Source organism: Prevotella sp. HUN102, from assembly GCF_000688375.1.
GTDB lineage: Bacteria > Bacteroidota > Bacteroidia > Bacteroidales > Bacteroidaceae > Prevotella.
In genome coordinates this window covers 179,938-204,735 of the sequence record NZ_JIAF01000003.1, presented here as the reverse complement: position 1 = coordinate 204,735, position 24,798 = coordinate 179,938, and the positions used below count along the sequence as shown (strand labels likewise).

Here is a 24,798-nt window from a genome sequence, read left to right as displayed (position 1 = left end):
GAAACGCAAATATTGAAACATATATAAGTGTGATTACTTATTTACGAGTGTTCTGTCGGACAATGAACGCTCTGTTTCAATACTCAATTTTTCATAAGATATGGCAAAGAAACCACAAGTTACGCTTCCCGGAAGTATAAAGAATATTGTGCATTCAGTGCAGAATCCTGAGTCGGCAACCAACGTTGGTGCGACAAAAAAGGAAGAAATTCAGAACGATAACGCTGCTGCCGCCAGTGCTGCTGCGTCGGCTGTGATGCAACCAAGTGCGACAAAAAAGGAAAATGTTCAGCCAACCGATACGAAAGACCGAACGGCACCGGCGGCAAAGAAACTGCCGAAAGCCGAGGGCAAGGATCTGGCAAAGGAATACACCATCAGGAAGGAGAGCGGCGAAGAGAGCTGGCAGCTCTTCCTCGACCTCGCAAAGGAATATAAGTTGCGCGATTCCAAGCTCGCCACGGTCTACATAGATTCCGACCTCAAGCACATTCTCGACCGTCTGAAGTCGGCCAACAGCATCAAGATGCCATCGACGGCTCTGCTCAGTGCCATCGTTGCCCGCTTCGTGTTCGACCACGAGCAGGACATCAAGAACGCAATCTACGGGGATAGGTTGTTGTAAGTTAGTTTACGAGTTTACAAGTGAACGAGTGGACGAGGAGGTTAGTTTATGAGGGGCTAAGTGAACAAGTAAACTGGTAGACGAGTAGACAAGGAAACTGGTTTATGAAGTGGCAAGTGCAGTGCCTTGCATACAGGTAAAAACAAACGAGGAGATTTGCTTACAAAATCTCCTCGTCTATTCCGTTCACGAACTTAGTTCTAAACTAACCTCTTTGTAAACTTGTAATCTAACTTCCTTGTTCACTCGTCCACTTGTCTCCTCGTAAACTCGAATCTAACCTCCTTGTCTTCTCGTTCCCTCTGAGTTCGGGACTTATCCCGAACTCAACAATTCACTTTGCCGTATCCTTGCTGCTGCGTTTTGTCCGCTTGAAGGAACGGTAGTCGTCGAGTTCAATCTCAACGTCGGGTTCGGAGAGTTCGCCCGATTGTGGCAGGTGGAACTTCATATACTTGATGTTCAGCCCTCGCTCTATCCATTGGTTTTCGTAGTAGGTGTGAATGCCGAGTATTTCCCTTGTCTTCTCGTCGATGTCGTCGGCCTTTACTCCCTCTGTCTCGTTTCCGTAGAGGTCTTCTGTTCGGAAAAGTACGGGCAGGTTGTTTTTCTCCACCATATACGTGGTGTAGGTAAAGAGGAAATTCGAGTCGGTCTTGAGGTGTACGATGCCGTTGTCCACGAGGAAATTCCGGTACCGGTTCATAAAGAAGGTGGAGGAAAGCCGCTTGTGAACGTTTTTCATCTGTGGGTCGGAGAAGGTGAGCCATATCTCCTGCACCTCGTCCTTGCCGAAGAACCGGTCTATGATCTCGATGCTCGTGCGCAGGAAGGCCACGTTTTCCAGATTCTCTTCCAGAGCCTGTTTCGCCCCGGTGTAGATTCTCGCACCTTTTATGTCCACCCCGATGAAGTTGATGTTCGGGAACACCCTTGCCAGTCCTACGGCATACTCGCCCTTTCCGCAGCCAAGCTCGAGTATTATCGGATTGTCGTTGTGGAAATACTGTTCGCGCCAATGCCCCTTCATCTCAAACGGCACCTCGCTTATCACGCCATAGGGATATTGGAAAACATTGCTGAATGTTTCCATCTCTGCAAATTTCTTTAGCTTACCTTTACTCATACGGCTGCAAAGTTACAATAAAATCAGGAGACTTGAACGGGGAGGGGGAGGATTTTTTAGAAGTTGAAAGATTTGGGAGTTAAAGGAGTTAGAGGAGTTAAGGGAGTTAAGACAACAGCTTTGGACTGCAAAACGTTTCCTATTTCCCATTATATTGGGAGTTAAGGGAGTTAAAGGAGTTAAAGGAGTTAAAGGGAGTTAAGACAATGGTTCAATCTGCACGGCTTTTTTCCATTTCCCATCTTATAATAAAACAGAATCAGCGTAATCTGCGCCATCTGCGAGAAACCATCTCACGCAGATTACGCCGATTTTGCGAATCAATGAGATAGAGCCTGCACTATTTGTGAGAAATACCCCTCTCGTGGATTGCACAGATTCACAGATAGCTGTTTCTCGGCACAGAGAGTGCAATCATTATAAGGATAGCACAGATAATGTTTGCAGCAATGCGCGAAAAAGAATAGATGCGCAGTTGTGTTTATGGATGCTTTGTGTGAATGCGTGCCGAAGAATGAAGACAATATAGCTTTTATTGGTGTGAAGACGGGAACTAACTCTCTTGTATCCTTGTTCTCTCGTTTGCTCATCCCCCTTTACTTTTTTACCCCTTCCCAAGCTCTGTCGGCAGGCAACGGCGAGACGGCGGAGATGTTTTCCTTTGAAACGGGATGGATAAACTCCACGCGGTGGCTGAGGAGCGAGATGCTGCCGTCGGGATTGGAACGGCGCGCGCCATACTTGAGGTCGCCCTTGATGGGGCAGCCCATATTTGCCAACTGGCAGCGTATCTGATGGTGGCGGCCAGTCAGAAGGTTCACTTCGAGCAGCGTGTAACGGTCAGTGGAGCCGATGGTCTTGTAGTGGAGAATGGATTTCTTGGAACCGGGCACTTCGTGGTCGTAGGCATAGCTCTTGTTCTGCCGCTCGTTGCGCACGAGCCAGTCGGTCAGCGTGGCTTCGGGCACGGCCGGCGGCGTCTGCACCAGTGCCCAGTAGGTCTTATGCACTTCGCCCTTACGGAACATTTCGTTCAGGCGCGCGAGTGCCTTGGAGGTTTTGGCAAATACAACGAGACCCGAAACGGGACGGTCGAGCCGATGGACCACGCCGAGAAAAACGTTTCCCGGTTTGGCATACTTCTCCTTTATCCACTCTTTGACTGTTTCGGAGAGCGGACGGTCGCCGGTCTTGTCGCCCTGCACTATCTCGCCGCTTTCCTTATGGACGATGATGACGTGATTGTCTTCGTAGATTACTTGCATATTAAAAAGTGAGTGAACAAGTTTACAAGGGAACGAGGAAACAAGTAGGTTAGTTTACAAGGGGACAAGTTGATTGGTAGTTCACAAGGAAACAAGGGGGACAAGTTTACGAGTAGGTTTCTTCATTGCAATGTCATTGGCATTTGCTGCCATTTTCCTGACCTGCCACCCGTAAAGTAATCTCCTTGTAAACTTGTCCTCCTGTTCACTCGTTTACTTGTCCGCTCGTAAACTTGTAAACTAATCTACTCGTCTACTTGTTCACTCGTTCACTTGTAAACTTAAAAACTTAAACTTATCAACTTACATATTCATACCGCCGTCTACCTGAATCACCTGTCCGGAAACATAGCTGGAGAGGTCTGAAGCAAGGTAGAGGGCTGTGTTTGCGATGTCCTCGGTTGTGCCGCCGCGGCGCAATGGAATCTTTGAAGCCCATTCCTTGCGGATTTCTTCGGAGAGCTGCTGCGTCATAGCCGTGTCGATGAAGCCGGGGGCGATGGCGTTGGCACGGATGCCCTTCGGACCCATTTCCTGAGCTACCGACTTTGCCAGAGCTATCATACCTGCCTTGGAAGCGGCATAGTTAGCCTGACCGGCATTGCCGTGAACACCCACGACGCTTGCCATATTGATGATGCTGCCGCCGCGCTGACGCATCATCACGGGCACACAGGCGTGGATGAAGTTGAACGCGCTCTTGAGGTTCACGCCGATTACTGCGTCCCACTGTGCCTCCGTCATTCGGAGCATCAGACCGTCCTTCGTGATACCGGCATTATTGATGAGAATATCTATTGCGCCAAATTCTTCCTTAACCTGCTTCACTACTTCCTCCGACTGTGCGAAGTCGGCAGCGTTGCTCGCATATCCCTTGCACTTCACGCCGAGAGCGGCGATTTCTGCCTCGGTAGCCTTACCGTTCTCGTCGATAACGAGGTCAGTGAATGCGATGTTGGCACCTTCCTGTGCGAACTTTACGGCGATAGCCTTGCCTATGCCACGTGCAGCACCCGTGATGAGGGCTGTCTTTCCTGATAATAATCCCATAGTCTTATTTTATTTTAGATAGTTATTTATTATATATAATAAGGTAAAATCCCTGAACGTTTCCGGGCTTCCGGGCCTTAGAAATCGTCCTTCGGCTCGAAGGGCTGCCTGTTTATCTTGTTTCCGAGCGCACCGTAGACCACCTTTGCCACGAGCGGGCGGCTGGTTTCTTCGGTGAGTCCGTGCCCGAGCCGTCCGTAGATGAAGGGCACTTCCAAGCCCTTGATGCAGTAGTGGGTGATGTCGGCCACGAGCTCCACGTTGTCGATGTCGATCTCCCCGGCCTCCTTCGCCTCGGTATAGACCTTGCGGAAGAGTTCTATCTCGTCCTCGTCGAAATTCTTCCTCACCTTCTCCACCATCCAGATGTTTCGGAAGAACTCGGCACGCAGGTTGCCGTTGCGCATCACGGTTTCCTTGATCATGCTGAGGTGCGTGTAAATGAGTTCGATGATCTTGTCGTGTGGCGGAATATTCTTCGATGCCACCTCGTCGAGCTTGTCCGACAAGCGCACCAGCTCCGTTTCTATCACGGCGTAATACACGTCGTCCTTGCTCTTGAAATAGGTGTAGAGCGTGCGGCGACCCTTGCCCGAAGCCTTCGCTATATCGTTCATCGTGGTGTTGGCAATGCCGTTCTTGGCAAACAACTGCCTGGCTACATCAACGAGTTTCTGTCTGGTTTTGGAAATCGACATCTGTTTATCCTTATTGGTTTAAATGGTTTGCACAATACAAATCTAATGTGCAAATATAGGAAAAAAAATACGAACCCACAAGTTATTTAAGAAAAATCTGAAAATGGGAGATGTGAAATGGGAGATGGAAAATGTGAAATGGAAAATGGGAGATGTGAAATGGGAAATGAGAAAAACTTTGCAGCTCGAGCTGTTGTCTTAACTCCCTTTAACTCCTTAACTCCTTCAAATGTCTTCACTCCCTTTCACTCCTTTCACTTCTTCCCCCCTATAATGCCCCTCTCACGGATTCTTTTCCTTCTGGTCAGGTGTCAGGCCTGTGTTCTCATTCCAATAGTGCGATAAACGCCGTACAATCTTCGTGCGATTGGCGTGCATTCTTGCGAAGAATAGCGTGCATTTTTCGCACGTTTTGAAAACACAAGGTTATCTCCTGATTATCAGATGTGAAATGGGAGGTGTGAAATTTGAAAATCCTTATAGCTTGAGCTGTTTTTATATAATTACAACGTGTATGTGGTGTTATTCATTGTGTTTTTGCTTCTCGGGGGTTTATAATGGGATATAGCTTGCCGACGTTAGGCAGAACAGATGTATGTTATCTGCTTAATTTATTTCCATAATCATAAATATGGAAATTTATTATTTTAAATTCTATCCATTTGGGTTTTAAACAACGGAATAAATGACATTGCGTCAAAATCGCAAAATTGGTCTTTATATTTTTTCAACATATCGCAAACGTAATTACAAATGTCATTGCAGAGCTTTTGCCTGATTTCATTTTCTGTCAAATTCAGATAATCATCCAAAGCAAGCATTTGGTCAATAACAAGCCTTTCTTTTTTCTTTATATACCGGGTATACGACTTTAGTTTACCTTCTTCTATTTCACTTTGATGAAATAATCTTAAAACAATTAATAATGAAGTATTATGATTTTCGACTTTACGAAGTTTATCATATATTGAATTTTGCCAAGTCCAATCATTGAAATTATCAATAATATCGTTTGCGGCTCTTTTTATTATTTGTCTTTGTTGTTCTACTGCGATGAAATGTAATTCATACGTTGCCTTTATAAATCTTACCATAATGTTATTTTTAATGTGAGCTTAATGAATTATAATTCGTTTGTAGATTTTGAGAATAGCAATATTTATAAATAGTTACTCCCATATTATTTCACAAAGAGCCAGCTTTGTATCTTCATTACAGATGAATGCCCGGTTGTTCCACACGTCTAACAATCGGAAAGTACTGTATCCGCGAGGCATAACGAGGTCGGCCAATGTGCAGTCAGCAAGCCGCAATAGTTTTTGCTTGCCTTTCCACTCATCTGTCTTGAAAATGGAAGATAAGATTAGCCAAGTTCTGTCTCCGGAGAATTTACCTCGCATCCCGTATTTTCCGGGCAGATTGTTTAAATAGTCTTTGCCCCACAGTTTCTTTTTGAACAAGCCGTTGGACTCTAATTCCATATACCAATAATATCCCATTCCAACTAAGCCTGCCGGATTAATCGTGCTACTTTCTAAGAAAGCATATAGATGTCCAGCCTGTTCTTGAATGGAGCCTATCAGAGGATAGTTGTAGCTGAAAGCTGCTTTGGAGAAATCTCCCTTTGCTTTTGTTACCGAATCAAGATGCGTCTGCCGGATTCCTGCCTTGCTGTACACGCAAGAACCAATGTCGGACCAACGGGCAGTCATTGTTGCGAAATTGACAGTCAGAGTTGTGAAACTGTTTGTTGCTTCCAGAAGCCTGTCTACCCTGCATACGATAGGAAATACGTTATGTTCTCCCGTAACAGCTATTGGCATAGGTATGCCACCGACACACCAGTTGTCCATAGGAATAGAAATCCAATCGCCATTTATTTCAGATAACCACCAAAGAGTTTTGCCGGCTCCACAAAGAAACAATATTCCGTTGTTGCAGGATAAAAGTACGGGTGCTTGAGCAAGGTCTTGCATTTCTTGGGGTTCTGGACTGGGGATAAATCGGGAAGCATCTCCTTTTACCCATAGCACTCCTTTCGATTTTTGCTGTGAATGATAAATGGAGAATACTATCTCATCTTCGCCGCGAGCAACCATTCCTTTTTCGCCAAGTGGGCTATATTTGAAGGAAGTGCCAGACAATTTTATTCCGTCAAACTCCCAATCTTTTATTCTTGTCAGTTTTGCTTTCATCATTGAATTTTAATGTTGCGAAAGGAATACCGTTTAGATATTACTTTGCCTATTTATAGTTCCGTCTATCTTGCCTTGTTGCCGTTTAGGCAGAGCGGCTGCTTGTCATCGCTACATTTGGCTGATGCAATCGGTTAATATACCGCTAATCTCCTTGCAGTCGCTGACTAATTCTTCCAATTCGCTTTCATCCATAAAATCTGCCAATTCATATTCTTGTGGGGTGTTTATAAAATTGTTCAGACCATTTAGAAGAAGCATTGCATCATCTTTTGATGTAGAGATAGAAAAAAAATTAGAATATTCACTATTAGGGTCTAATTCCTTCATATTGACCTTTCCGTTTTTTATGCTTTCCAGTAATATGGCAGACAGGTCTATTATTACGTCAGTAGCCATATCAAAGTGAGGCTCATAAGATTCATTTATGGTAAAATAAGCATCCCCTTCATTTACCGAGTTTTCTTTCAATAAGGTGTTCAAATGAATATCGGATAATATTTTGCTTAATTCCAAGTTGTCTTGCTTTTGACTTCCGAAATAGTCGAGCAATAGGAATGTGTCATCGCATCCACCGACATAATTGCCCCACCATTTTTTTATGTAAAGTTCCATATTCAATATTTTTTAGTATGTAATTTTTTAGCGATAACTTTCTGCTGACAACGAAATCAGCTGTTATTTTCAAGTATATCATTAGTGTGAGCAAATATACAAAAAATTCGCTACACCACGAATGAGGCACCGTATTTTCTTGGTAGATAGGACAGGATTTAACATTTATGGCAAAGTGGATGGTGCGAGTAAGATAATTGACAGGCAGCCGATTGAAAGTGGAGTATTATTTAGTATATTGTTCTAAATTCTCGTAGCTGCCGTTATCGGCTTTTCGGAAAGCGCATTGTTTAAGATGTTAGGCAATTTGTTGCCCGCAACTTGTTTATTTGTTCCAAAGTATGGCTGTAATGCTTTTTGTTTGGATAAAAATAAATATGGCTTGGAGTATGTATTAGCGGTTCTAAATCTCCGTTTATACAGTTCCAAAAAGAAAATTTTTCAAGATTGGGCATAGACGAAATAAAATTAAGGTTACTCACCTTTTCCACAAATAAATCCCGGATGGTTTGATTTCCTTGCAAAAAAGACAAATCGGCAACTTGTCCACATTTTTCTATATGTAATTTTTTAAGATATGCGAGTTTGCTTATAGAGTTTACATCTGTTAGTTTACGGCAATACAGTAGTTTCAGACTATTTAAATTCTTAAATGCTTCGATGCCTTGTAAACTTGTGATTTTTCCTCCAGATATTCGCAATGCCTCCAAGTTTCGCAAATTTTCAAGATGCGTCAAATCCGTATGTGAAGTAGAACTAAGCAATAAATGCCTTAGATTTATCAGTGCCTCTATATTTTTCACTTTATTATCGCCAGTAATATAAAGTGTTGTCAAATTGCTGAATTGCGATAAATCTAACCGTATCGGTTGGGAGATACTTAAAAATTCAAGATTATGTAAAGTGTATAAAGCGTCAATATTTAGAATTTTCTCTATAAGAAAACAATCTCCGATTATTAGTTTTCTAACAAAATATTTGTCTGCAAAGACGGAAAAATCCAACGTATATCGTTGCCCATTATTCTGATTTAGGCAACGAATCCGTAATGCTGTATATTCATTTTTCTCTGCATACGACAGTCCAACCGACAGAGCCGTTGGGTCTATCTCGAAGAACCCTATTTCTTTATTGTAACCGTATTTTGCCATATTTTTCTTGTTTTGTGGATAACTTTCTGCTGACAACGAAATCGGCTGTTATTTTCAAGTATATCATTTGTGTGAACAAATATACGAAAATTTCGGTACACCACGAGCGAGGCACCGTGTTTTTTCGGCAGATAGGACAGGATTTAACATTTATGGCAAAGTAGATGGTGCGAGTAAGATAATTGACAGGCAGCCGATTGAGAGTAGAGTATTATTTAGTATATTGCTCTAAATTCTCGTAGCTGCCGTTATCGGCTTTTCGGAAAACGCATTGTTTAAGATGTTAAGCCGTTTGTTGTCCGCAACTTGTTTATTTGTTCCAAAGTATGGCTGTAATGCTTCTTGTGTCTTAACTCCCTTAACTCCTTTAACTTCCCCTATAACTCCTTTCCCCTTCATAGCAAACTGCTCAACGCTGCGTTACCTTGATGTCTGCGGAAAAATCATCGACCGCAACGCTTACATAAAGTGTGCGTTTCCTGCCTGTGGTGTTTGGCTGTGCTGTCATCTTGAAATGTGTAACCGTGAATTGCGGATATCTGTATTTGACAGTCAGCCAGTCGTAAGTTACAATTACCGTATCGTATTCTCCCTGTGTGATGGTGCCAGGCCCGTTTCCATCATAATCGTGAATGGAAATGTTACCAAAACTTTCTGAGCCGACGCAAACTTTAGAGCCGCCCTCTTTCCCAAATTTCATAATCCTCGGGAAGCCATAGTTGTCCAGAGGTGCACAGGCTGCAAGCAGTAATGGCAGCAATAGAGCCGTGAGCCACAGATTTCTTTTCTTTGTCTTTCTCATATTTTTGGTTTTAGTATGTGATTTTTTAGCGATAACTTTCTGCTGACAACGAAATCGGCTGTTATTTTTCAAGTATATCATTTGTGTGAACAAATATACGAAAATTTTGGTACACCACGAGTGAAGCACTATGTTTTTTCGACAGATCGGACAGGATTTAACATTTGTGGCAAAGTAGATGGTGCGAGTAAGATAATTGACAGGCAGACGATTGAAAGTGGAGTATTATTTAGTATATTGCTCTAAATTCTCGTACTGCCGTTATCGGCTTTTCGGAAAGCGCATTGTTTAAGATGTTAAGCTGTTTGTTGTCCGCAACTTGTTTATTTGTTCCAAAGTATGGCTGTAATGCTTCTTGTGTCTTAACTCCCTTAATTCCTTTAACTTCTTTAACTCCTCCTATAGCTCCTTTCCCTTCATAGCAAACTGCTCAACGCTGCGTTACCTTGATGTCTGCGGAAAAATCATCGACTGCAACGCTTACATACAGTGTGCGTTTCTTGCCTGTGGTGTTTGGCTGCGCTGTCATCTTGAAATGTGGAACCGTGAGCGGATATTTGTATTTGACAGTCAGCCAGTCATAAGTTACAATTACCGTATCGTATTCTCCCTGTGTGATGCTGCCAGGCCCGTTTCCATCATAATCGTGAATGGAAATATGATAGAAACCTTCTGAGCCGACGCAAACTTTAGAGCCGCCCTCTTTCCCAAACTTCACAATACCCGGGAAACCATAGTTGTCCCAAGGTATGCAGGATGCAAGCAGCAATGGCAGCAATATAGCCGTGAGCCACAGATTTCTTTTCTTTGTCTTTCTCATATTTTTGGTTTTAGTATGTTTTTTTTTAGCGATAACTTTCTGCTGATAACGAAATCGGCTGTTATTTTTCAAGTATATCATTTGTGTGAACAAATATACAAAAATTTTGCTACACCACGAGCGAAGCACCGCATTTTTTCGGCAGATCGGACAGGATTTAACATTTATGGCAAAGTAGATGGTGTGTGTAAGATGATTGACTGTCAGACGATTGTAAATGGTGTATCATAATGTTGTGTGTTTAGTATATTGCTCTTTTTTGCTTTCGGTGCGTTGAAGTTGTAACTTTGCAACTGTAAACGGAACGGATGAGGAACGGATGAGTGTCCGGGAAATTCTACTGTTTTGTTTTAATATATAAAAATATATACATATTATAATATACTAATCTATTTATATGATTATGATTGATTATGAAGAAAAACTGTCGCCACATTTCACGGTGGGCGAAATGCTGAGGTCGGGAATAGCGATTCAGCGGAATATAAAGAATGTGCCGTCTGCGCATCCTGAAGACGGACTGACGGACGAGGAGATGATTCGGAATCTGAGGGCATTGTGCGTGAATGTGCTCGAGCCTCTGCGCCGAAGGGTCGGGAGGGTAATCGTAACGAGTGGTTACAGATGCAAGCAGTTGAACAAGGCTGTGGGAGGCGTGCCCAATTCGCTGCACATAAGGGGAATGGCGGTGGATATCCACGTGTCGAATATGGAGATGTGCAGACGGTATGAAAGGGTTCTACGCAGTCTCGGGAAATGCACCGAACTGGTGCTCGAACCACGGGGAATGCCAAAGAAAAGATGGATTCACGTGGGGGTTGAAATGGGAAATGGGAAAAGGGAGATGTGAAATGGGAGAGGGGAAATGGGAAAATCCTTGCAGCTTGAGCTGTTGTCTCTTCACTCCTTTAACTCTTGAAAAGTGAGCTGTTGTCTTAACTCCTTTTGACTTCTTTGACTCCTTTAACTTCTGAAAAGTGAGCTGTTGTCTTAACTCCTAAAAGAAAAATCTCCTAATATATATTTTTTTTAACTTTTTAAAAGCTAGTCCTTGCGAAAGACTCCGGGAAACCGGGGAGAGGCAATTTGAAATTATGGCAATTAAGTATCGTATGTATCAGAACAAGCGCACACTCGGCGGTAAGAAGGGGTTTTGGTATGCGCGTGCAGTGGTGAGCAACCGTGTGGGAATCAGAGAGTTGTCGGCTCGAATCAGCGACCGATGCACCGTAACCGAGTCTGACATTCTCGCCGTTGTGAGTGCGCTCGTGAAAGAGATGGAGCACGAGCTGAAGCAGGGCAGCCGTGTAACGCTCGATGGTTTCGGTTCGTTCAAGGTGGCAATCCATTCCCGCGGCGTAGAGAATCTGAAGGACTTCTCGGTGGCAAAGAACATCTATAAGCCTCACGTGATTTTCCAACCGGAAACGAAGGTGGGTGCCGACAGGGTGCGCCAGAAGACTTTCATCACGGGTCTGAAGGTGGAGGAAATGCCTGTTTACGAGGGCGTGGAATCGGAAAAGAAGACCACTGAAGAGAGTGGCGAGGAGAATCCATAAGCACCTCTTTAATAGGGTGTTGCACTGTATGTGCGACAAAAAGGGAAAATAGTTGGCAAGGGACGAGGGAACAAGTTTATAAGTGGACGAGTTTACAAGTGGACAAGTGAACGAGTTTACAAGTAGATAAGTTTACGAGTGGACGAGGATATAAGTTTGCAAGGATATTTGTTCGGATGGCTTAGTATTGACTTGCTCTGTCGTATTTCTTTGAATTGCGGGATGAAATCTTTGCAAACCTGTTCGCTCGCTTCCCTGCAACTATTTTCTTTTCAGTCTGTTATCCAGACTTTGAATTCAGGGAAATAATATGTTTAATTTAAATTGTGGAGAAACTATGAAAAAAGAAACTTGGAAATTAGTGATTCAGTTGTTGCTGTCTGTTCTTACTGCGCTCGGCACCACGCTCGGCGTAACGAGCTGCGCGGGAATGATGTAAATAATAGTCGTACAACAAAATTTTACACTTTTTTGTCGCTATTTATATATTTATATAAATGTTTGTGGTGGTGGGGAGGGACTGAGAGGAGACAAATGGACAGGTTTACAAAGGAAAAAATGGGCGAGTGTAATAAGTATATTCCTTCATTCATTTAAGAGAGTGAAAGTGGAATATGGTTGGAAACGTAGGAAAAATACCTATCTGACTAGTTTGGTTCTGAATTAGTTTGTTTTTCAGAATTCGGATTTATGGGTTTTCCAAAATTAAGTAAGTCTTCATTGCTGGAATTCCATTTTCAACTTCATTACTTCGAGGTATGCCTTTACTTTAGCCAGCCACTCCCTGAGCTGAATGAGCCATGTTTTGTTGTTGTGAACATCTTGTGCTGCAAAGCCCACCGCATTAATACCGAGTGCTCTGGCTAGGAATATAGCACGCTGGCAATGGAATCGCTGTGACACTACAATACACTCATTGAGTTGAAAAATCTCTTTCAGTCTGCTCATCGAAGCCATTGTGCGCTTTCCCATACTATCTTCTCGAATTATTTCGGTTGGAATGCCCTTGTCAACAAGCAGGTGGCGCATTGCTTTTGTTTCCTGTCCGTAGCCACTTAAGATGATTTTATTGTAATGGCGGGTCTGCCATATGCGCCAGATAGCTTCCAATCGATGGTGAAAATAGGGATTGGGCTCGCCGTTTTTTCGTAATGGTGCAGTTCCCAGCACAAGCACTGTACCACTGGTGGGCAAAAGGGTGGGGCTCTTAGTTATGCTGCCATTGGTGGTTTTTATAATATAAATGTTGCAAGCTACAATAATTATAGCTATAACTGTAGCTATTGCAACGACTGATATAATTACAATATACATATTTTGGTGGTGTGCAGGCAATTACCTCTTTACTTAGTGTGTGTAAGTAGAAGATGCTGTGCCGAAATCAGCCGAAGGCTTTTAGCTTTGAAATATTTCTTTGCTCTATGGTATTAAGCTCTGATGCAGGAATCTCGGTACGTTGTGGTGCATACCAGTCGAATTGCATAAAGAAATCTCGGTACTGCTTTTTTACAAACCTTCGGCCATGGCGTGCGTAAACGGCGTTGCGTAGGTAGCCGCAGGCTTCACTGAAGTTAAAACCGTAAGCATCCATTAAACGGTAAACATCCGATTCTGTTACGTTGCGTTGTGCCAAATAGTCGAACTCAGTAGGGTATTCTGTATAAAGGGACTGTGGCTCTGGACTTGGCTGATGTTTGGTTTTGTCGCGTTTGATGATGGCCTTGGCTTCGGCTACCAGCTTGTTAATGGAATCGGCCTTTGCCATGGAGTCGGCTTTCTGCTGGGCGCGTTGTTCAATCATCTGTTCCAGGTTCTCGCTTTTGCTCTTGTTGTCTTGGCAGCCAATGATAATAATGGCAGCCATAACCAGTGAAATACTGAAGATTTTCGTTTTCATATCAGTTTTTTGTATGTAATAACTTCTACTGTGTTTAGGGTTCGGCCAATTTTAGGAGCTTGGTACAGTGTATGTAGCCCAGTAGAGTACCTCTCTGGTTGTATACCCTTACCCAATCGCGGCTGAAATAATCATCAGGGTTGGCAAGAATGATACTTCCATCTTTTACTTTACTCACAACCGCACCGCCAGGTCGTTTTCTTATATTGGTGTATCCGCCTTCCGGTTCCACCAGGTAAGGCACGGCATATACGTTTGGCCAGTCTACAATTTTATTGCGAGCCATGTAGCCTATTACCTTGGCCATGCCATCTTTCGAGTATTCATAAACCTTTACCCAGCCCGTTCGCAGGTCGGTGTAGTTCACAAAATATCCGTCTTGGATTTTATCAACGATGGGACTGTTTACGCTAGGCCGCTTACGCACGTTAGTGTAGCCCCCTCGTCTTTTACAAGACCGGAGCTTTGCCATTGTGCGAATGTGGTAATACTGGTGAAACAGAGACCTGTGAGCAAAATGGTTTTCTTTATCGAAACCTCGGATATGATAGCTGAACAGATTGTTGAGATATTGGAATTCACATTGATTGGGGTTAGGTTTTACAGCTACAAAGATAAAGCGATAAGAGGCTGAATGAAAAGGGAAAAATGAAACGGAGTGAGCGGAATACGGGAATCGAACCCGCCTCCCAGGCTTGGGAAGCCCGTGCACTACCGATGTGCTAATTCCGCCTTTAGAGCCGATACCGGGACTCGAACCCGGGACCTACGCATTACGAATGCGTTGCTCTACCAACTGAGCCATATCGGCGATACGACTGCAAAGATACTTACAAAAAAATAATTAGCCAAATAATACTCTATAAAATTAATGCTGCTTTGGCATTTTAGGTGTATCTTTCTCGCAGATGGCGCAGATTTCACTCTAAATTTACAGAAGATTGCGGCTCGGCCGCATAAGAAAGCAAAATAATATGTAAAAACAATGCCAGCTCAAGACACTATCCTACCTTTGCTGTCGTAAGGAAGAATCGGTCTGTCGGAGAGGTAGGCCCTGGATTCCGCCGGCACGGAAGCCATAATCTGTCCAGAACCTCCCCGACATAGTCGCGGAGACAAGATAGAAAGCTACCGGCCTTGGAGCCTTGTCAGAGTTTCAGTCCATACAGCTATTGACCATTTCTGATAATTAAATTAGTGACAACCGCAGTGGGAACACCGGTGACTACAGCAAGCCGCTGTGCAACTTCCTTTATGGGAGGGGATTCGACGCATGGCCTGAGAATGCCAAGAGTGTCAGGGACTCCTCGGGTATCCGGAGACTGAAATCGGACCGCGCCGATGCCTCAATGACAGCGGAGTATGCAATGCGTAGCCATGACAGGGCCGCCATGTACGACCCGCTCAGCGAGTCGCTTATGCAGCCCAGGGAGCTGTTCCCCCACAGACAGATGATAGTCAGGCACGGGTGCAACTTCCAAGTCCGGAGAGGTGAGAAGAGACTCACCATGGAGAAATCGTCCGTCAAGACTATGATCTCCCAAAGCGGACGGCATATCGTCTCGGAGTTGAACAGGGAGATAGAGAAGGTGGACAGGAGGATTGCGTCCCTGATAGAGTCTGACGGGGAGCTTACCTGGATTTTCACCATAGTTACCTCCATACCCGGCATAGGAACGCAGAATGCCGTGTGCCTGATGGTCTGCACGGACAACTTCCGCAGGTTCAGCCACGACCCGCGGAAAATATCCTGCTATTGTGGATTACTCAAGGCTTGTCGCAAGAGGGAAAAAGAAGCAGGTGGCACTTGACAACGTCAGAAACAAGCTTGTCCACATAGTGGCCGCCATAATCAGAAATGGTCAGGTTTTCGATAAGGACTATAAAATATCAGCGTAAAGGAAAAATAATGGCCAAATCATTTGGATTTTAACATAGAAAGCAGATTCATAGATTTACACTTATTTCCCAATACAGAGAAGGCAAAGCCTTCTCTGTGGCAAAAATAAATGTCTCTGATTCTGTGGCATTCGTGAGAGATAAAACCACAAGATGACTGAATTGTTATTAACGCAATCGAATACTTCCAAATTCGGATGTATACTCAACTCAAATATATAATAAGGTGTAGAAAATCGGACACGCTTATGCTCATCTTCATTTACGTTATATTATTTCCCTGAACAAAAAATGGAGGAAAAGCAACCCTGCATTCTACTTTTTGCGTACCTTTGCATCAATAAACAGAGAGGGAGAACTGCCCACGGGGAAAACTGGGTGCGTCTGAAAACCGACCGACACGACAACTTGTCCACTCGTAAACTTGTCTCCTCGTCCACTTGTTCACGTGTCTACCCGCGAACTTGTCCTCTTGTAAACCTGTTCACTCGTAAACTTAAAGAAATATATTCCAATGAACTACTCTATTGAAAAGGTGGCAACGCTCATTGGCGCGCATCGCTACGGAGAGGCCGACGCCAATGTGGGTTTCGTGCTTACAGATAGTCGTTCCCTATGTTTCCCGGAAGAAACAATCTTCTTTGCGCTGAAGTCTGAGCGCAACGACGGTCATCACTATATACCCGAGCTCTACCGGCGCGGAGTGAGAAACTTCGTGGTGGAAGACGTGCCGCAGAATTTCGGGCAGCTCTACCCACAGGCAAATTTCCTCAAAGTGGCGCACGCCCTCTCGGCGTTGCAGCGTCTGGCCGAAAAGCACCGAAGCGAGTTCAGCATTCCCGTTGTGGGCATTACCGGCTCCAACGGCAAGACGATGGTAAAGGAGTGGCTCTATCAACTGCTTTCGCCACAGATGACGGTTACGCGTTCGCCGCGCAGCTACAATTCGCAGATTGGTGTGCCGCTGTCGGTGTGGCTGCTCAACGAAAACTCACAAGTCGGCGTGTTCGAAGCGGGCATCAGTAAGATGGGAGAAATGGAGGCTCTGCGCAACATCATCCGCCCTACGATAGGCGTGCTGACGAGTCTGGGCGACGCGCATCAGGAGAATTTCGCATCGCTCGAGGAAAAGTGTATGGAGAAGGCGCGCCTGTTCCACGACTCGCAGGCCATTGTCTATTCGCTCGACGACGACATTGCGGCAAAGGCAATAGAGGAAACGGGATACGAGGGAAAGCGACTGGGATGGTCGATGAAGAATGAACGGTGCGCCTTCTTCGTGAAATCCATCGAGAAAAAGAACATCACTTCCACCGTTTCCTACGTCTGGAACAGAACCACGGAGGGCACGTTCACGCTGCCATTCATAGACGATGCGAGCCTATGCAACTCCATTACCTGTGCCGTAGTGGCATTGCAACTGGGCGTTGAAGCCAGTGTACTGTCGTCAAGAATGGCAACACTCGAACCCGTTGCTATGCGGCTGGAAGTGAAAGAGGGGCAGCACGGCTGCACGCTCATCAACGATTCCTATAATTCCGACATCAATTCGCTCGACATCGCGCTCGACTTTATGAACCGTCGTCCCGACCACAAGGGCCGCAGACGCACGCTCGTGCTGAGCGACATCTTCCAAAGCGGCGAGACCGACCGACAACTGTATCAGGAAGTGGCCGACCTTGCGCAGAAGCGTGGTGTGGAGAAATTCATCGGTATAGGAACGGCTCTGCAATCGCAGCGAAACGCATTCAGGTATATCGGCGAGAAATATTTCTTCGCCACCGTAACGGACTTCATCCACAGCGACGTGTTCGGCAGTCTGCACGACGAAGTGATTCTGCTGAAGGGAGCGCGCTCGTTTGGGTTCGACCAACTGACGGAACTCCTCGTGAACAAGGTACACGAAACGGTGCTGGAGGTAAACCTCAATGCGATGGTCGGCAATCTGAACTGGTACCGTTCGTTCCTCAAACCGAGTACAAAGCTCGTCTGTATGATTAAGGCCGACGGCTACGGAGCGGGTGCCGTGGAGATTGCAAAGACGCTTCAGGACCATCGGGTGGACTATCTCGCCGTGGCTGTGGCCGACGAGGGCGTAACGCTCCGAAAGAACGGCATCACGAGCAGCATAATGATAATGAATCCGGAGATGAGTTCGTTCAAGACGCTCTTCGATTACGAGCTTGAACCGGAGGTTTACAGCTTCCGTCTGCTCGACGCACTCGTGAAGGCGGCGCAGAAAGAGGGCATCACGGGCTATCCGGTACACATCAAGCTCGACACGGGGATGCACCGTCTGGGCTTCAATCCGCTCACGGATATGGACGAACTCATCGACAGGCTGAAACATCAGAACGCCATTATCCCCCGTTCGGTGTTCTCGCATTTCGTGGGTTCCGACGCAGACGGCTTCGATTCCTTCTCCGCCGAGCAGTTCGCACGCTTCGACGAGGGCAGCCGCAGACTGCAATCGGCTTTCAGCCATAGGATTCTGCGCCATATCGACAACTCGGCGGGCATAGAACACTTCCCCGAACGGCAGATGGATATGTGCAGATTGGGGCTGGGACTCTACGGTGTGAACCCACGCACGAATGCCATCCTCAACAATGTTTCCACGCTGAAGACCACCATTCTCCAACTGCGCAGCGTTCCCAAGGGCGACACCGTGGGCTATTCGCGTCGGGGAACGATAGAACAGGACAGCCTCATTGCGGCAATTCCGATAGGATATGCCGACGGACTGAACCGGAAACTGGGCAACCGGCACTGCTACTGTCTGGTGAACGGGCAGAAAGCTCCCTACGTGGGCAACATCTGTATGGACGTTGCAATGATTGACGTAACGGGAATAGACTGCAAGGAGGGCGATTCCGTGGAAATCTTCGGCGACAACCTGCCCGTAACGGTGCTCAGCGACGTGCTCGAAACCATTCCCTACGAAGTGCTCACGAATGTCAGCAATCGTGTGAAGAGGGTGTATTTCCAAGATTAGCGGCATCGGAATGATTCGCCGAAGTTGTGAAATCCGTGAGAGAAATAATTGATTGGCGCACTCAAAACAGCTCCCAACCCTTTCAAAAAGAATAAAAACAAATATAAATAACAAAATATGGACATCCTAACGCTCATTCTCGGTCTGCTCATCGGTGCTTTGCTCGCATATCTATACCTGCGCAGCGAAAGCGAACGACAGGCAAGCCAACTCAAAGAACAGCTTGCCGTACTGAAAAATCAAATTGATTCGGAACGGAAAGCCGCCGAAGAAAGAATCCTCACCGAACGTAAATACAACGGGGAACTGCGCAGCGAACTGCAAAAGCAGATGGAAGCAAAAAACAGACTCTTGCAGGAAGAAATGAGAACTATGGCTGCCGATATGCTTTCCGAAAGCAGAAACAAACTCAACACGGCAGACAAGGAACGGCTCGACAGCCTCCTTGCGCCTCTGAAAGAGCGACTCGAGGCTTTCAATCAGACCGTTATAACCAACAGCAGACAGAACGCCGAACACAAAACGGAGATTAAAACGGCTTTTGAAGAAGCGATGAAACGATGGCACGCCGAACAGGAAATGACCGTGAAAACAATGCGTGAGGATCAGGAACGCACCGTGAAGCTGCTCCAAGAACAGACCGAACGCATAGGAAACGATGCCGCATCGCTGACTCAGGCACTGAAGGGCGACTCGAAGATGCAGGGCGACTGGGGAGAGATGATTCTGGAAAAGACGCTCGAGGACTGCGGACTTGTGAAGGGCCAGCAGTATTTTCTGCAGCAGAACTACAAGGATGAGAACGGCAACAACTTCCGTCCCGATGCCGTGATAGAGTTTCCGAACGAGGACCGTGCCGTGATAGACGCCAAAGTGTCGCTCACGGCCTATCTCGCAGCCATAAAAACCGACGATGCCGACGAGCGCGAACGCCTGCTGAAAGAGCACGTAGCGTCTGTAAAGAAGCACGTGGACGAACTCTCGGGCAAGAACTACGAGTCGCTCGTGCCCGGCTGCATCGGCTATGTGCTGATGTTCATACCCTACGAGAGCGGCTACTCGGCAGCATTGAAGTCCGATTCGGGCATCCTTCAATACGCCTATCGCAAACACATTATTATATTAAGTCCCAGCAACCTGCTGATGGCACTGCAACTCACGCACACAATGTGGCAGAACTACCGGATGAACAAGAACGTGGAAGAGATTCTGCGCCAGTCCAACGACCTCTACGACAAGTTCGTTACCTTCGGCGAAACCTTCCTGAAGCTCGGTTCGGGCATACAGCGGTTGCAACAGGATTTCGACAAGGCGCATTCGCAGCTGAGCGAGGGCAAGGGAAACATCGTCCGACGGCTCGACGGAATGAAAGCCCTGGGCATAACGCCGAAGAAGGAGATTCCCGAAAATCTCTGAAGCTGAACGGTCAATCGGATTCAAAATCCACACACCTCATCATTTGGATTCGGAAGCACGCTGCATCGTTCTATCTTGCTGAAAATCAACCTTCTGCAACACGCTTTCCATTCTTGCGAAAAATGCAGTCCAATCTTCGCACAAACGGTCTGCATTCTTCGCACAAACGAAGGCCGTTTTTCGCACAAATGGAAAACAATGTTATGAGGCTTCATTCCTGATAAGGAAAACATCATCAACATCATCTGCAATTTTACAAGAAAGAAGATATGATAAAATACGTTTCGGGCAACATATTGCAAAGCAAAGACCAGTATATAGCCCAAGGAGTAGCAACAGGTTCGCAAGAAGGATTAGGCACAGGACTTGCCTTTAAGTTGTCAAGTCAATTCCCTGAAATACAGAAACTTTTTAAGAAATACACACGAAACACCAAGTTTCAAGCAGGCGATATTTTCATAGGAGAAATCAAGGGGCGTTTCCCGGGTATAATCTACATAGCCACACAACCCGATATGTACCACGCAGAACTTTCATTTCTCAACAAGGGATTGAAAGAATTGAAAAAAATATGTAAAAGCAAAGGGATAAAAACCGTATCGCTCCCGAAAATAGGTGCGGGATTGGGTAAATTGGATTGGGACAATGAAGTAAAACCCTTGCTTGAAAGCATTCTATCAGATAGTGAAACTATATTCAATGTATATGAAGATTACAAGATTGAATACGAAAATTAGCATTACAAGTGCAGACACTCTATTCCCCTTAATATGTCTTCCTTAATATAATCACAACCGAACTCGGGATTTTTTGAATACACCAATCGGGGCGAATGCACTCTTGCATTCGCCCCGATTCGTTATTTTATTTCCCTGACAGCATACTGCTTATACTGCGTTTCAGCAAGACGCCTGTTCTGTCCGGCGTCGCAGTCGCTGCATCTCAGCTATCAGCCTCGGGCTGCAGTCGTTTTCTTTTTGGCGCATTTGCCCGAACCCTGATTCTGACAAGCCTTTGCATTGCCCTTCTCGCACTTGCCGCAATCCTTCTTACCGGCTTTTGCGCAGTCTTTCTTTGCCTCCTTTGCGCCGTCCTTGCAGCAATCCTTCGCAGCCGCGGTCTTCACTTTGTCGGCACAGCAGTCCTTCTTTTCCGACTGCTTGCCACTCTCGCACGCCTGACGCGTTGCACCAGTGGCACAATCGGCCGTTGCCTTGCACTGCTTGTCTGTGGAATTAACACTCTGGGCAGATGCTGATACCGACAGCAATGCCACTGCTATAAAACTTAAAACGATTTTCTTCATATTCTTCAATCTGTTACTGTTAAAATTAAAAACTGCAATCTTTTCATCTGCAAAGATACACTATGTAAACCGAAAGCATTTCTTATGTGTCCAAAATTTATTATTTGTTCACAAATTCTTTCAAAAAGCGAGCAGAAACAAACCCAACATCCGTAATTCCCCTGCAAGGAAATCTCCTTCTTCCCTCCTTCTCATCGGATTCGGAAAAACGGTGTGGAACAGGGATTTTTCAATCATATTCTGGATTAAGAACGTCCATCAGGAAAGTCCGTTTCAGAGACTGACATACAGATTGACAGGGAGGAAAGGAAAGATGGGAAACAGACAAGGCTACTGTGGCTTGTCTGGAGAATCAGAATTTCGGTTTCAGATGTCTGGAACCTGACGATACAGAAATCGGGCTGCAAGACCTTTCTTGCAGCCCGATGAATTTATGGAGTAAGGTGTGAGTATTAATAGGAACGCGCGATAAGCACACGGTATTTGGATGGCTTTCCGCTTACCATATCCACGCCTTCCGTCTGCTCGAACATAAACGGAACGCAACGGATGGTGGCCTGTGTGTCTTCCTTGATCTTGTCTTCCGTTTCGGAAGTGCCGTCCCAGTGGCAGAGGAAGAAGCCGCCGTCCTTTACCTTGGACTTGAACTCTTCGTAGTCGTCGCATTCGTAGATGTGGGCATCGCGGAAGTCCACGGCTTTCTTGTAGATGTTTGCCTGAATGTCGTCGAGGAGATTCTTCACATAGTCCACGATACCGTCGAAACTTACGCTTTCCTTCTCGAGCGTGTCGCGGCGCATCACTTCGATGGTGTTGTTCTCCAAGTCGCGGCCGCCCATTGCCAGACGCACGGGAACGCCCTTGAGTTCGTAGTCGGCGAACTTGAAACCGGGACGCTTGTTGTCGGAATTATCGAACTTGACGCTGATACCGAGCGCGCGGAGCTGGTCGATTACCGGCTGGAGCTTCTCCGTAAGTGCGTTGAGCTGTTCGTCGCCCTTGAATATCGGGATGATGACTACCTGAATCGGGGCTATCTTCGGAGGGAGCACAAGACCGTTGTCGTCGGAGTGTGTCATAATGAGTGCGCCCACGAGACGTGTGCTTACGCCCCACGATGTGGCCCATACGTATTCCGGTTTATTTTCCTTATTAAGGAACGTAACGTCGAACGACTTGGCGAAGTTCTGTCCGAGGAAGTGCGACGTGCCGCTCTGGAGTGCCTTTCCGTCCTGCATCATCGCCTCGATGGTGTACGTGTCGAGTGCGCCTGCGAAGCGTTCGGTCTCGCTCTTCACGCCCTGTACCACAGGAATGGCGAGCCATTGCTCGGCAAAGTCGGCATAGACCTTGAGCATACGCTTTGTTTCCTCTTCTGCTTCTTCACGTGTTGCGTGGGCGGTGTGGCCTTCCTGCCAGAGAAATTCGGAGGTGCGGAGGAACGGACGGGTGCGCATTTCCCACCGCATCACGTTGCACCACTGGTTGCACATCAGCGGAAGGTCGCGGTAGGAGTGGATCCAGTTCCTGTAAGTGTTCCATATAATGGTCTCACTGGTAGGACGGATGATCAGCTCTTCCTCGAGCTTTGCGCTCGGGTCCACCTCTACTGCATTGCCCTCCTCGTTGGAACGGAGGCGGTAGTGGGTTACAACGGCGCATTCCTTGGCGAATCCCTTCACGTGCTCTGCCTCCCGGGAGAGAAAGCTCTTCGGAATGAGCAGCGGGAAGTAGGCGTTCTGCACGCCTGTCTCCTTAAACATCTTGTCGAGCTGTGCCTGCATCTTCTCCCAGATGGCGTATCCATAGGGTTTGATGACCATACAGCCTCTGACGGCAGACTGCTCTGCAAGGTCAGCTTTTACTACCAAGTCATTGTACCATTGAGAGTAGTTTTCGGCTCTCTTGGTAAGGTCTTTGAGTTCTTTTGCCATAATTATATTTTGTTCTTTGTATTCTTGCTTTGTAGGAGAAATCCTACGTTATTTAGGAATTTCCCTTTGCTTATGTGGCGTATAAGCCGTAACTTTGTGCAAAATTACAAAAAAATGTTGGCATAAATCCCTACAATGTGCAATTTATTGTATCTTTGTGCCGTGCTGAAGGATTTGACAGTATGAGGGATGGGGCTTTTCTCCTCGTAAACTCGGAAATTGGGACAGGCCGACAAATTAGGTAAAAAGAAAAAATATTATAAATTTACGACATTATGAAGAATTTAAAGACAATCGCAGCAGGTATGTGTGTGCTCACACTCGTATCCAGTTGTGCAACAAAGCAGGGAACTTTCGGTTTGGCAGGTTCAGGTGCAGGCGCAGTAGTTGGTGGTATCATCGGTAACATCATCGGCAAGAACACGAAGGGCACTATGATCGGTGCGGCTATCGGTGCGGCTGTTGGTGCTGGTGCTGGTACGCTCATCGGCCGTCATATGGATAAGGTGGCTCGCGAGACTGCCGCTCAGGTTCAGAATGCAAAGATTGAAAAGGTAACCGACGCTAACGGTCTGGAATGTGTGAAGGTAACATTCGACAACGGTATCCTGTTCGGTCTCAACAAGTCCGACCTGAATGCAAGCTCAAAGAAGGAGTTGGCAGACTTCGCCAAGGTTATGCAGAAGAATGCCGACTGCGACGTGGCTATTCAGGGCTACACCGATGCTTCGGGCAACGACAACATCAACATTCCTCTGTCTGAAAAGCGTGCTTCTGCCGTTTCAAGCTATCTCCTTTCACAGGGCGTTCCTGCCCGTCAGATCCGCACGGTAGAGGGTTTGGGCAGCTCAAATCCTATCGAGAACAAGACCGTGAGCGAGAAGAACCGCCGCGTGGAGGTTTACTTGTATGCTTCTGAGTCAATGATCAATGCTGCCAACAACGGTACATTGAGATAATTGTAAGAGACGAGGAGACTAGTTTACGAGGAAACAAGGGGACGAGAAGACAAGTCCACAAGTTTACGAGGGAACGAGTTTACAAGTTTATAAATTTACAAGCAAATTACCCGAGTTCGGAACAAATCTGAACTCGGACATAAATAACATATAGGGAGAGCTTCTTTCGGAGTTCTCCCTATACATTTATATAATACGGAATAGGCACAAACGGGTTTGAAACGAAGAAAGCAGCCTTTACGGGCTGCTTTCTTTATGCTTGTTTATCCCCGGCTTAGTCGCCAAGGTTTATTTTCTTTGAAATAATCAAGACTTCAGCGAGAATTGCTGCGAGGGTGGTTAAGAATCCGAATGTCATCATAATTAATTTCTTTTCTTCTTTGCTGCGCGCCCCATTGGCACGTCATTGTTTGTAATAACTTTAAATATCGGTGCAAAGTTACTGTTTTCCTGCCGATTCTCCAAGCGTGGAAGAGCCTATCAGTT

The 24,798-nt window shown here is 46.0% G+C and carries 25 protein-coding genes and 2 tRNA genes; 9 read left to right on the top strand and 18 right to left on the bottom strand.

What is annotated here, in order from left to right:
- The first annotated feature begins 100 nt into the window (after nt 1–100).
- Complete coding sequence (locus tag P150_RS0103960; protein ID WP_028896572.1) at nt 101–625, top strand: hypothetical protein; 525 nt, start codon at nt 101–103, stop codon at nt 623–625.
- 334 nt (nt 626–959) lie between these two features.
- Here the strand turns inward: P150_RS0103960 and trmB are convergent, their stop codons facing one another.
- The 11 genes from trmB to P150_RS0103900 form a co-directional block, all read right to left on the bottom strand.
- Nucleotides 960–1,751, bottom strand: coding sequence for a tRNA (guanosine(46)-N7)-methyltransferase TrmB (gene trmB / locus P150_RS0103955; RefSeq protein ID WP_028896571.1), 792 nt, complete (start codon nt 1,749–1,751; stop codon nt 960–962).
- A gap of 596 nt (nt 1,752–2,347) precedes the next feature.
- On the bottom strand, nt 2,348–3,016 hold the full coding sequence (locus P150_RS0103950; protein ID WP_028896570.1) for an RluA family pseudouridine synthase: 669 nt from the start codon (nt 3,014–3,016) through the stop codon (nt 2,348–2,350).
- 303 nt (nt 3,017–3,319) lie between these two features.
- Nucleotides 3,320–4,066 (bottom strand): 3-oxoacyl-[acyl-carrier-protein] reductase, encoded by a 747-nt coding sequence (gene fabG / locus P150_RS0103945; protein ID WP_028896569.1) that lies wholly within the window; start codon nt 4,064–4,066, stop codon nt 3,320–3,322.
- A gap of 77 nt (nt 4,067–4,143) precedes the next feature.
- On the bottom strand, nt 4,144–4,764 hold the full coding sequence (locus tag P150_RS0103940) for a TetR/AcrR family transcriptional regulator (protein WP_028896568.1): 621 nt from the start codon (nt 4,762–4,764) through the stop codon (nt 4,144–4,146).
- Between the two features lie 647 nt (nt 4,765–5,411).
- The gene (locus P150_RS0103930) at nt 5,412–5,858 is read right to left on the bottom strand and encodes a hypothetical protein (protein ID WP_028896567.1); all 447 of its coding nucleotides are present in this window, start codon (nt 5,856–5,858) and stop codon (nt 5,412–5,414) included.
- A gap of 75 nt (nt 5,859–5,933) precedes the next feature.
- Nucleotides 5,934–6,962 carry a hypothetical protein gene (locus tag P150_RS0103925; protein ID WP_231477571.1) on the bottom strand — a complete coding sequence of 343 codons (1,029 nt, stop codon included), beginning with the start codon at nt 6,960–6,962 and terminating at the stop codon, nt 5,934–5,936.
- 108 nt (nt 6,963–7,070) lie between these two features.
- The gene (locus P150_RS0103920) at nt 7,071–7,574 is read right to left on the bottom strand and encodes an imm68 putative immunity domain-containing protein (protein ID WP_028896565.1); all 504 of its coding nucleotides are present in this window, start codon (nt 7,572–7,574) and stop codon (nt 7,071–7,073) included.
- A 290-nt stretch (nt 7,575–7,864) separates the two neighbouring features.
- Complete coding sequence (locus tag P150_RS0103915; RefSeq protein ID WP_028896564.1) at nt 7,865–8,725, bottom strand: hypothetical protein; 861 nt, start codon at nt 8,723–8,725, stop codon at nt 7,865–7,867.
- A 228-nt stretch (nt 8,726–8,953) separates the two neighbouring features.
- The gene (locus P150_RS17415; protein WP_155952919.1) at nt 8,954–9,124 is read right to left on the bottom strand and encodes a hypothetical protein; all 171 of its coding nucleotides are present in this window, start codon (nt 9,122–9,124) and stop codon (nt 8,954–8,956) included.
- 10 nt (nt 9,125–9,134) lie between these two features.
- Nucleotides 9,135–9,527, bottom strand: a complete 393-nt coding sequence (locus P150_RS0103905; protein WP_028896563.1) for a BACON domain-containing protein — start codon at nt 9,525–9,527, stop codon at nt 9,135–9,137.
- A 430-nt stretch (nt 9,528–9,957) separates the two neighbouring features.
- Entirely contained in the window at nt 9,958–10,347 is a 390-nt protein-coding gene (locus P150_RS0103900; RefSeq protein WP_028896562.1) for a BACON domain-containing protein, read from the bottom strand.
- Nucleotides 10,348–10,750: 403 nt separating this feature from the next.
- On the opposite strand from P150_RS0103900, the gene P150_RS0103895 reads away from it, so the two are divergent.
- The 3 genes from P150_RS0103895 to P150_RS17410 all read left to right on the top strand — a co-directional run bounded on the left by P150_RS0103895 (nt 10,751) and on the right by P150_RS17410 (nt 12,345).
- Complete coding sequence (locus P150_RS0103895) at nt 10,751–11,197, top strand: D-Ala-D-Ala carboxypeptidase family metallohydrolase (protein ID WP_231477570.1); 447 nt, start codon at nt 10,751–10,753, stop codon at nt 11,195–11,197.
- Between the two features lie 244 nt (nt 11,198–11,441).
- Complete coding sequence (locus tag P150_RS0103890; RefSeq protein WP_028896560.1) at nt 11,442–11,906, top strand: HU family DNA-binding protein; 465 nt, start codon at nt 11,442–11,444, stop codon at nt 11,904–11,906.
- A gap of 337 nt (nt 11,907–12,243) precedes the next feature.
- Nucleotides 12,244–12,345: a smalltalk protein gene (locus P150_RS17410; RefSeq protein WP_155952918.1), complete on the top strand. Its 102-nt coding sequence runs from the start codon at nt 12,244–12,246 to the stop codon at nt 12,343–12,345.
- A 278-nt stretch (nt 12,346–12,623) separates the two neighbouring features.
- Here the strand turns inward: P150_RS17410 and P150_RS0103885 are convergent, their stop codons facing one another.
- The 5 genes from P150_RS0103885 to P150_RS0103860 all read right to left on the bottom strand — a co-directional run bounded on the left by P150_RS0103885 (nt 12,624) and on the right by P150_RS0103860 (nt 14,614).
- Nucleotides 12,624–13,220 carry a vancomycin high temperature exclusion protein gene (locus P150_RS0103885; protein ID WP_028896559.1) on the bottom strand — a complete coding sequence of 199 codons (597 nt, stop codon included), beginning with the start codon at nt 13,218–13,220 and terminating at the stop codon, nt 12,624–12,626.
- Between the two features lie 67 nt (nt 13,221–13,287).
- A complete protein-coding gene (locus P150_RS0103880; protein ID WP_028896558.1) occupies nt 13,288–13,803 on the bottom strand; it encodes a YARHG domain-containing protein in 516 nt (171 codons plus the stop codon).
- 34 nt (nt 13,804–13,837) lie between these two features.
- Nucleotides 13,838–14,230 (bottom strand): hypothetical protein, encoded by a 393-nt coding sequence (locus P150_RS0103875; RefSeq protein ID WP_197018040.1) that lies wholly within the window; start codon nt 14,228–14,230, stop codon nt 13,838–13,840.
- A gap of 234 nt (nt 14,231–14,464) precedes the next feature.
- Nucleotides 14,465–14,535 (bottom strand) — tRNA-Gly (locus P150_RS0103865).
- A gap of 6 nt (nt 14,536–14,541) precedes the next feature.
- Nucleotides 14,542–14,614, bottom strand: a tRNA-Thr gene (locus tag P150_RS0103860).
- A gap of 721 nt (nt 14,615–15,335) precedes the next feature.
- Between P150_RS0103860 and P150_RS17920 the strand changes: the two genes are divergently transcribed.
- The 4 genes from P150_RS17920 to P150_RS0103835 all read left to right on the top strand — a co-directional run bounded on the left by P150_RS17920 (nt 15,336) and on the right by P150_RS0103835 (nt 20,850).
- Nucleotides 15,336–15,614 (top strand): transposase, encoded by a 279-nt coding sequence (locus tag P150_RS17920; protein ID WP_231477569.1) that lies wholly within the window; start codon nt 15,336–15,338, stop codon nt 15,612–15,614.
- A gap of 602 nt (nt 15,615–16,216) precedes the next feature.
- The gene (locus P150_RS0103850) at nt 16,217–18,697 is read left to right on the top strand and encodes a bifunctional UDP-N-acetylmuramoyl-tripeptide:D-alanyl-D-alanine ligase/alanine racemase (RefSeq protein ID WP_028896556.1); all 2,481 of its coding nucleotides are present in this window, start codon (nt 16,217–16,219) and stop codon (nt 18,695–18,697) included.
- A gap of 117 nt (nt 18,698–18,814) precedes the next feature.
- Nucleotides 18,815–20,113, top strand: a complete 1,299-nt coding sequence (gene rmuC, locus P150_RS0103845) for a DNA recombination protein RmuC (RefSeq protein WP_028896555.1) — start codon at nt 18,815–18,817, stop codon at nt 20,111–20,113.
- Between the two features lie 269 nt (nt 20,114–20,382).
- Nucleotides 20,383–20,850 carry a macro domain-containing protein gene (locus tag P150_RS0103835; protein WP_028896554.1) on the top strand — a complete coding sequence of 156 codons (468 nt, stop codon included), beginning with the start codon at nt 20,383–20,385 and terminating at the stop codon, nt 20,848–20,850.
- Between the two features lie 212 nt (nt 20,851–21,062).
- On the opposite strand, the gene P150_RS16810 is transcribed toward P150_RS0103835, so the two are convergent.
- Nucleotides 21,063–21,419, bottom strand: a complete 357-nt coding sequence (locus P150_RS16810) for a hypothetical protein (protein WP_051617532.1) — start codon at nt 21,417–21,419, stop codon at nt 21,063–21,065.
- Nucleotides 21,420–21,871: 452 nt separating this feature from the next.
- A complete protein-coding gene (gene proS / locus P150_RS0103825) occupies nt 21,872–23,353 on the bottom strand; it encodes a proline--tRNA ligase (protein WP_028896553.1) in 1,482 nt (493 codons plus the stop codon).
- 275 nt (nt 23,354–23,628) lie between these two features.
- On the opposite strand from proS, the gene P150_RS0103820 reads away from it, so the two are divergent.
- Complete coding sequence (locus P150_RS0103820) at nt 23,629–24,312, top strand: OmpA family protein (RefSeq protein WP_028896552.1); 684 nt, start codon at nt 23,629–23,631, stop codon at nt 24,310–24,312.
- The last annotated feature ends 486 nt before the right edge of the window (nt 24,313–24,798 follow it).

Bases quoted from the DNA above. Each gene is read 5' to 3' on its own strand.
- P150_RS17920 (WP_231477569.1), top strand. From the start codon at position 15,336: ATGATCTCCCAAAGCGGACGGCATATCGTCTCGGAGTTGAACAGGGAG.
- P150_RS0103850 (WP_028896556.1), top strand. From the start codon at position 16,217: ATGAACTACTCTATTGAAAAGGTGGCAACGCTCATTGGCGCGCATCGC.
- P150_RS0103925 (WP_231477571.1), bottom strand. From the start codon at position 6,962: ATGATGAAAGCAAAACTGACAAGAATAAAAGATTGGGAGTTTGACGGA.
- P150_RS0103915 (WP_028896564.1), bottom strand. From the start codon at position 8,725: ATGGCAAAATACGGTTACAATAAAGAAATAGGGTTCTTCGAGATAGAC.
- P150_RS17415 (WP_155952919.1), bottom strand. From the start codon at position 9,124: ATGAAGGGGAAAGGAGTTATAGGGGAAGTTAAAGGAGTTAAGGGAGTT.
- P150_RS0103905 (WP_028896563.1), bottom strand. From the start codon at position 9,527: ATGAGAAAGACAAAGAAAAGAAATCTGTGGCTCACGGCTCTATTGCTG.
- P150_RS0103930 (WP_028896567.1), bottom strand. From the start codon at position 5,858: ATGGTAAGATTTATAAAGGCAACGTATGAATTACATTTCATCGCAGTA.
- P150_RS0103885 (WP_028896559.1), bottom strand. From the start codon at position 13,220: ATGTATATTGTAATTATATCAGTCGTTGCAATAGCTACAGTTATAGCT.
- P150_RS0103880 (WP_028896558.1), bottom strand. From the start codon at position 13,803: ATGAAAACGAAAATCTTCAGTATTTCACTGGTTATGGCTGCCATTATT.
- rmuC (WP_028896555.1), top strand. From the start codon at position 18,815: ATGGACATCCTAACGCTCATTCTCGGTCTGCTCATCGGTGCTTTGCTC.
- P150_RS0103960 (WP_028896572.1), top strand. From the start codon at position 101: ATGGCAAAGAAACCACAAGTTACGCTTCCCGGAAGTATAAAGAATATT.
- P150_RS0103890 (WP_028896560.1), top strand. From the start codon at position 11,442: ATGGCAATTAAGTATCGTATGTATCAGAACAAGCGCACACTCGGCGGT.
- trmB (WP_028896571.1), bottom strand. From the start codon at position 1,751: ATGAGTAAAGGTAAGCTAAAGAAATTTGCAGAGATGGAAACATTCAGC.
- P150_RS0103820 (WP_028896552.1), top strand. From the start codon at position 23,629: ATGAAGAATTTAAAGACAATCGCAGCAGGTATGTGTGTGCTCACACTC.
- P150_RS0103920 (WP_028896565.1), bottom strand. From the start codon at position 7,574: ATGGAACTTTACATAAAAAAATGGTGGGGCAATTATGTCGGTGGATGC.
- P150_RS0103940 (WP_028896568.1), bottom strand. From the start codon at position 4,764: ATGTCGATTTCCAAAACCAGACAGAAACTCGTTGATGTAGCCAGGCAG.
- P150_RS0103900 (WP_028896562.1), bottom strand. From the start codon at position 10,347: ATGAGAAAGACAAAGAAAAGAAATCTGTGGCTCACGGCTATATTGCTG.
- P150_RS0103950 (WP_028896570.1), bottom strand. From the start codon at position 3,016: ATGCAAGTAATCTACGAAGACAATCACGTCATCATCGTCCATAAGGAA.
- P150_RS0103895 (WP_231477570.1), top strand. From the start codon at position 10,751: ATGATTGATTATGAAGAAAAACTGTCGCCACATTTCACGGTGGGCGAA.
- P150_RS17410 (WP_155952918.1), top strand. From the start codon at position 12,244: ATGAAAAAAGAAACTTGGAAATTAGTGATTCAGTTGTTGCTGTCTGTT.
- proS (WP_028896553.1), bottom strand. From the start codon at position 23,353: ATGGCAAAAGAACTCAAAGACCTTACCAAGAGAGCCGAAAACTACTCT.
- fabG (WP_028896569.1), bottom strand. From the start codon at position 4,066: ATGGGATTATTATCAGGAAAGACAGCCCTCATCACGGGTGCTGCACGT.
- P150_RS0103835 (WP_028896554.1), top strand. From the start codon at position 20,383: ATGATAAAATACGTTTCGGGCAACATATTGCAAAGCAAAGACCAGTAT.
- P150_RS16810 (WP_051617532.1), bottom strand. From the start codon at position 21,419: ATGAAGAAAATCGTTTTAAGTTTTATAGCAGTGGCATTGCTGTCGGTA.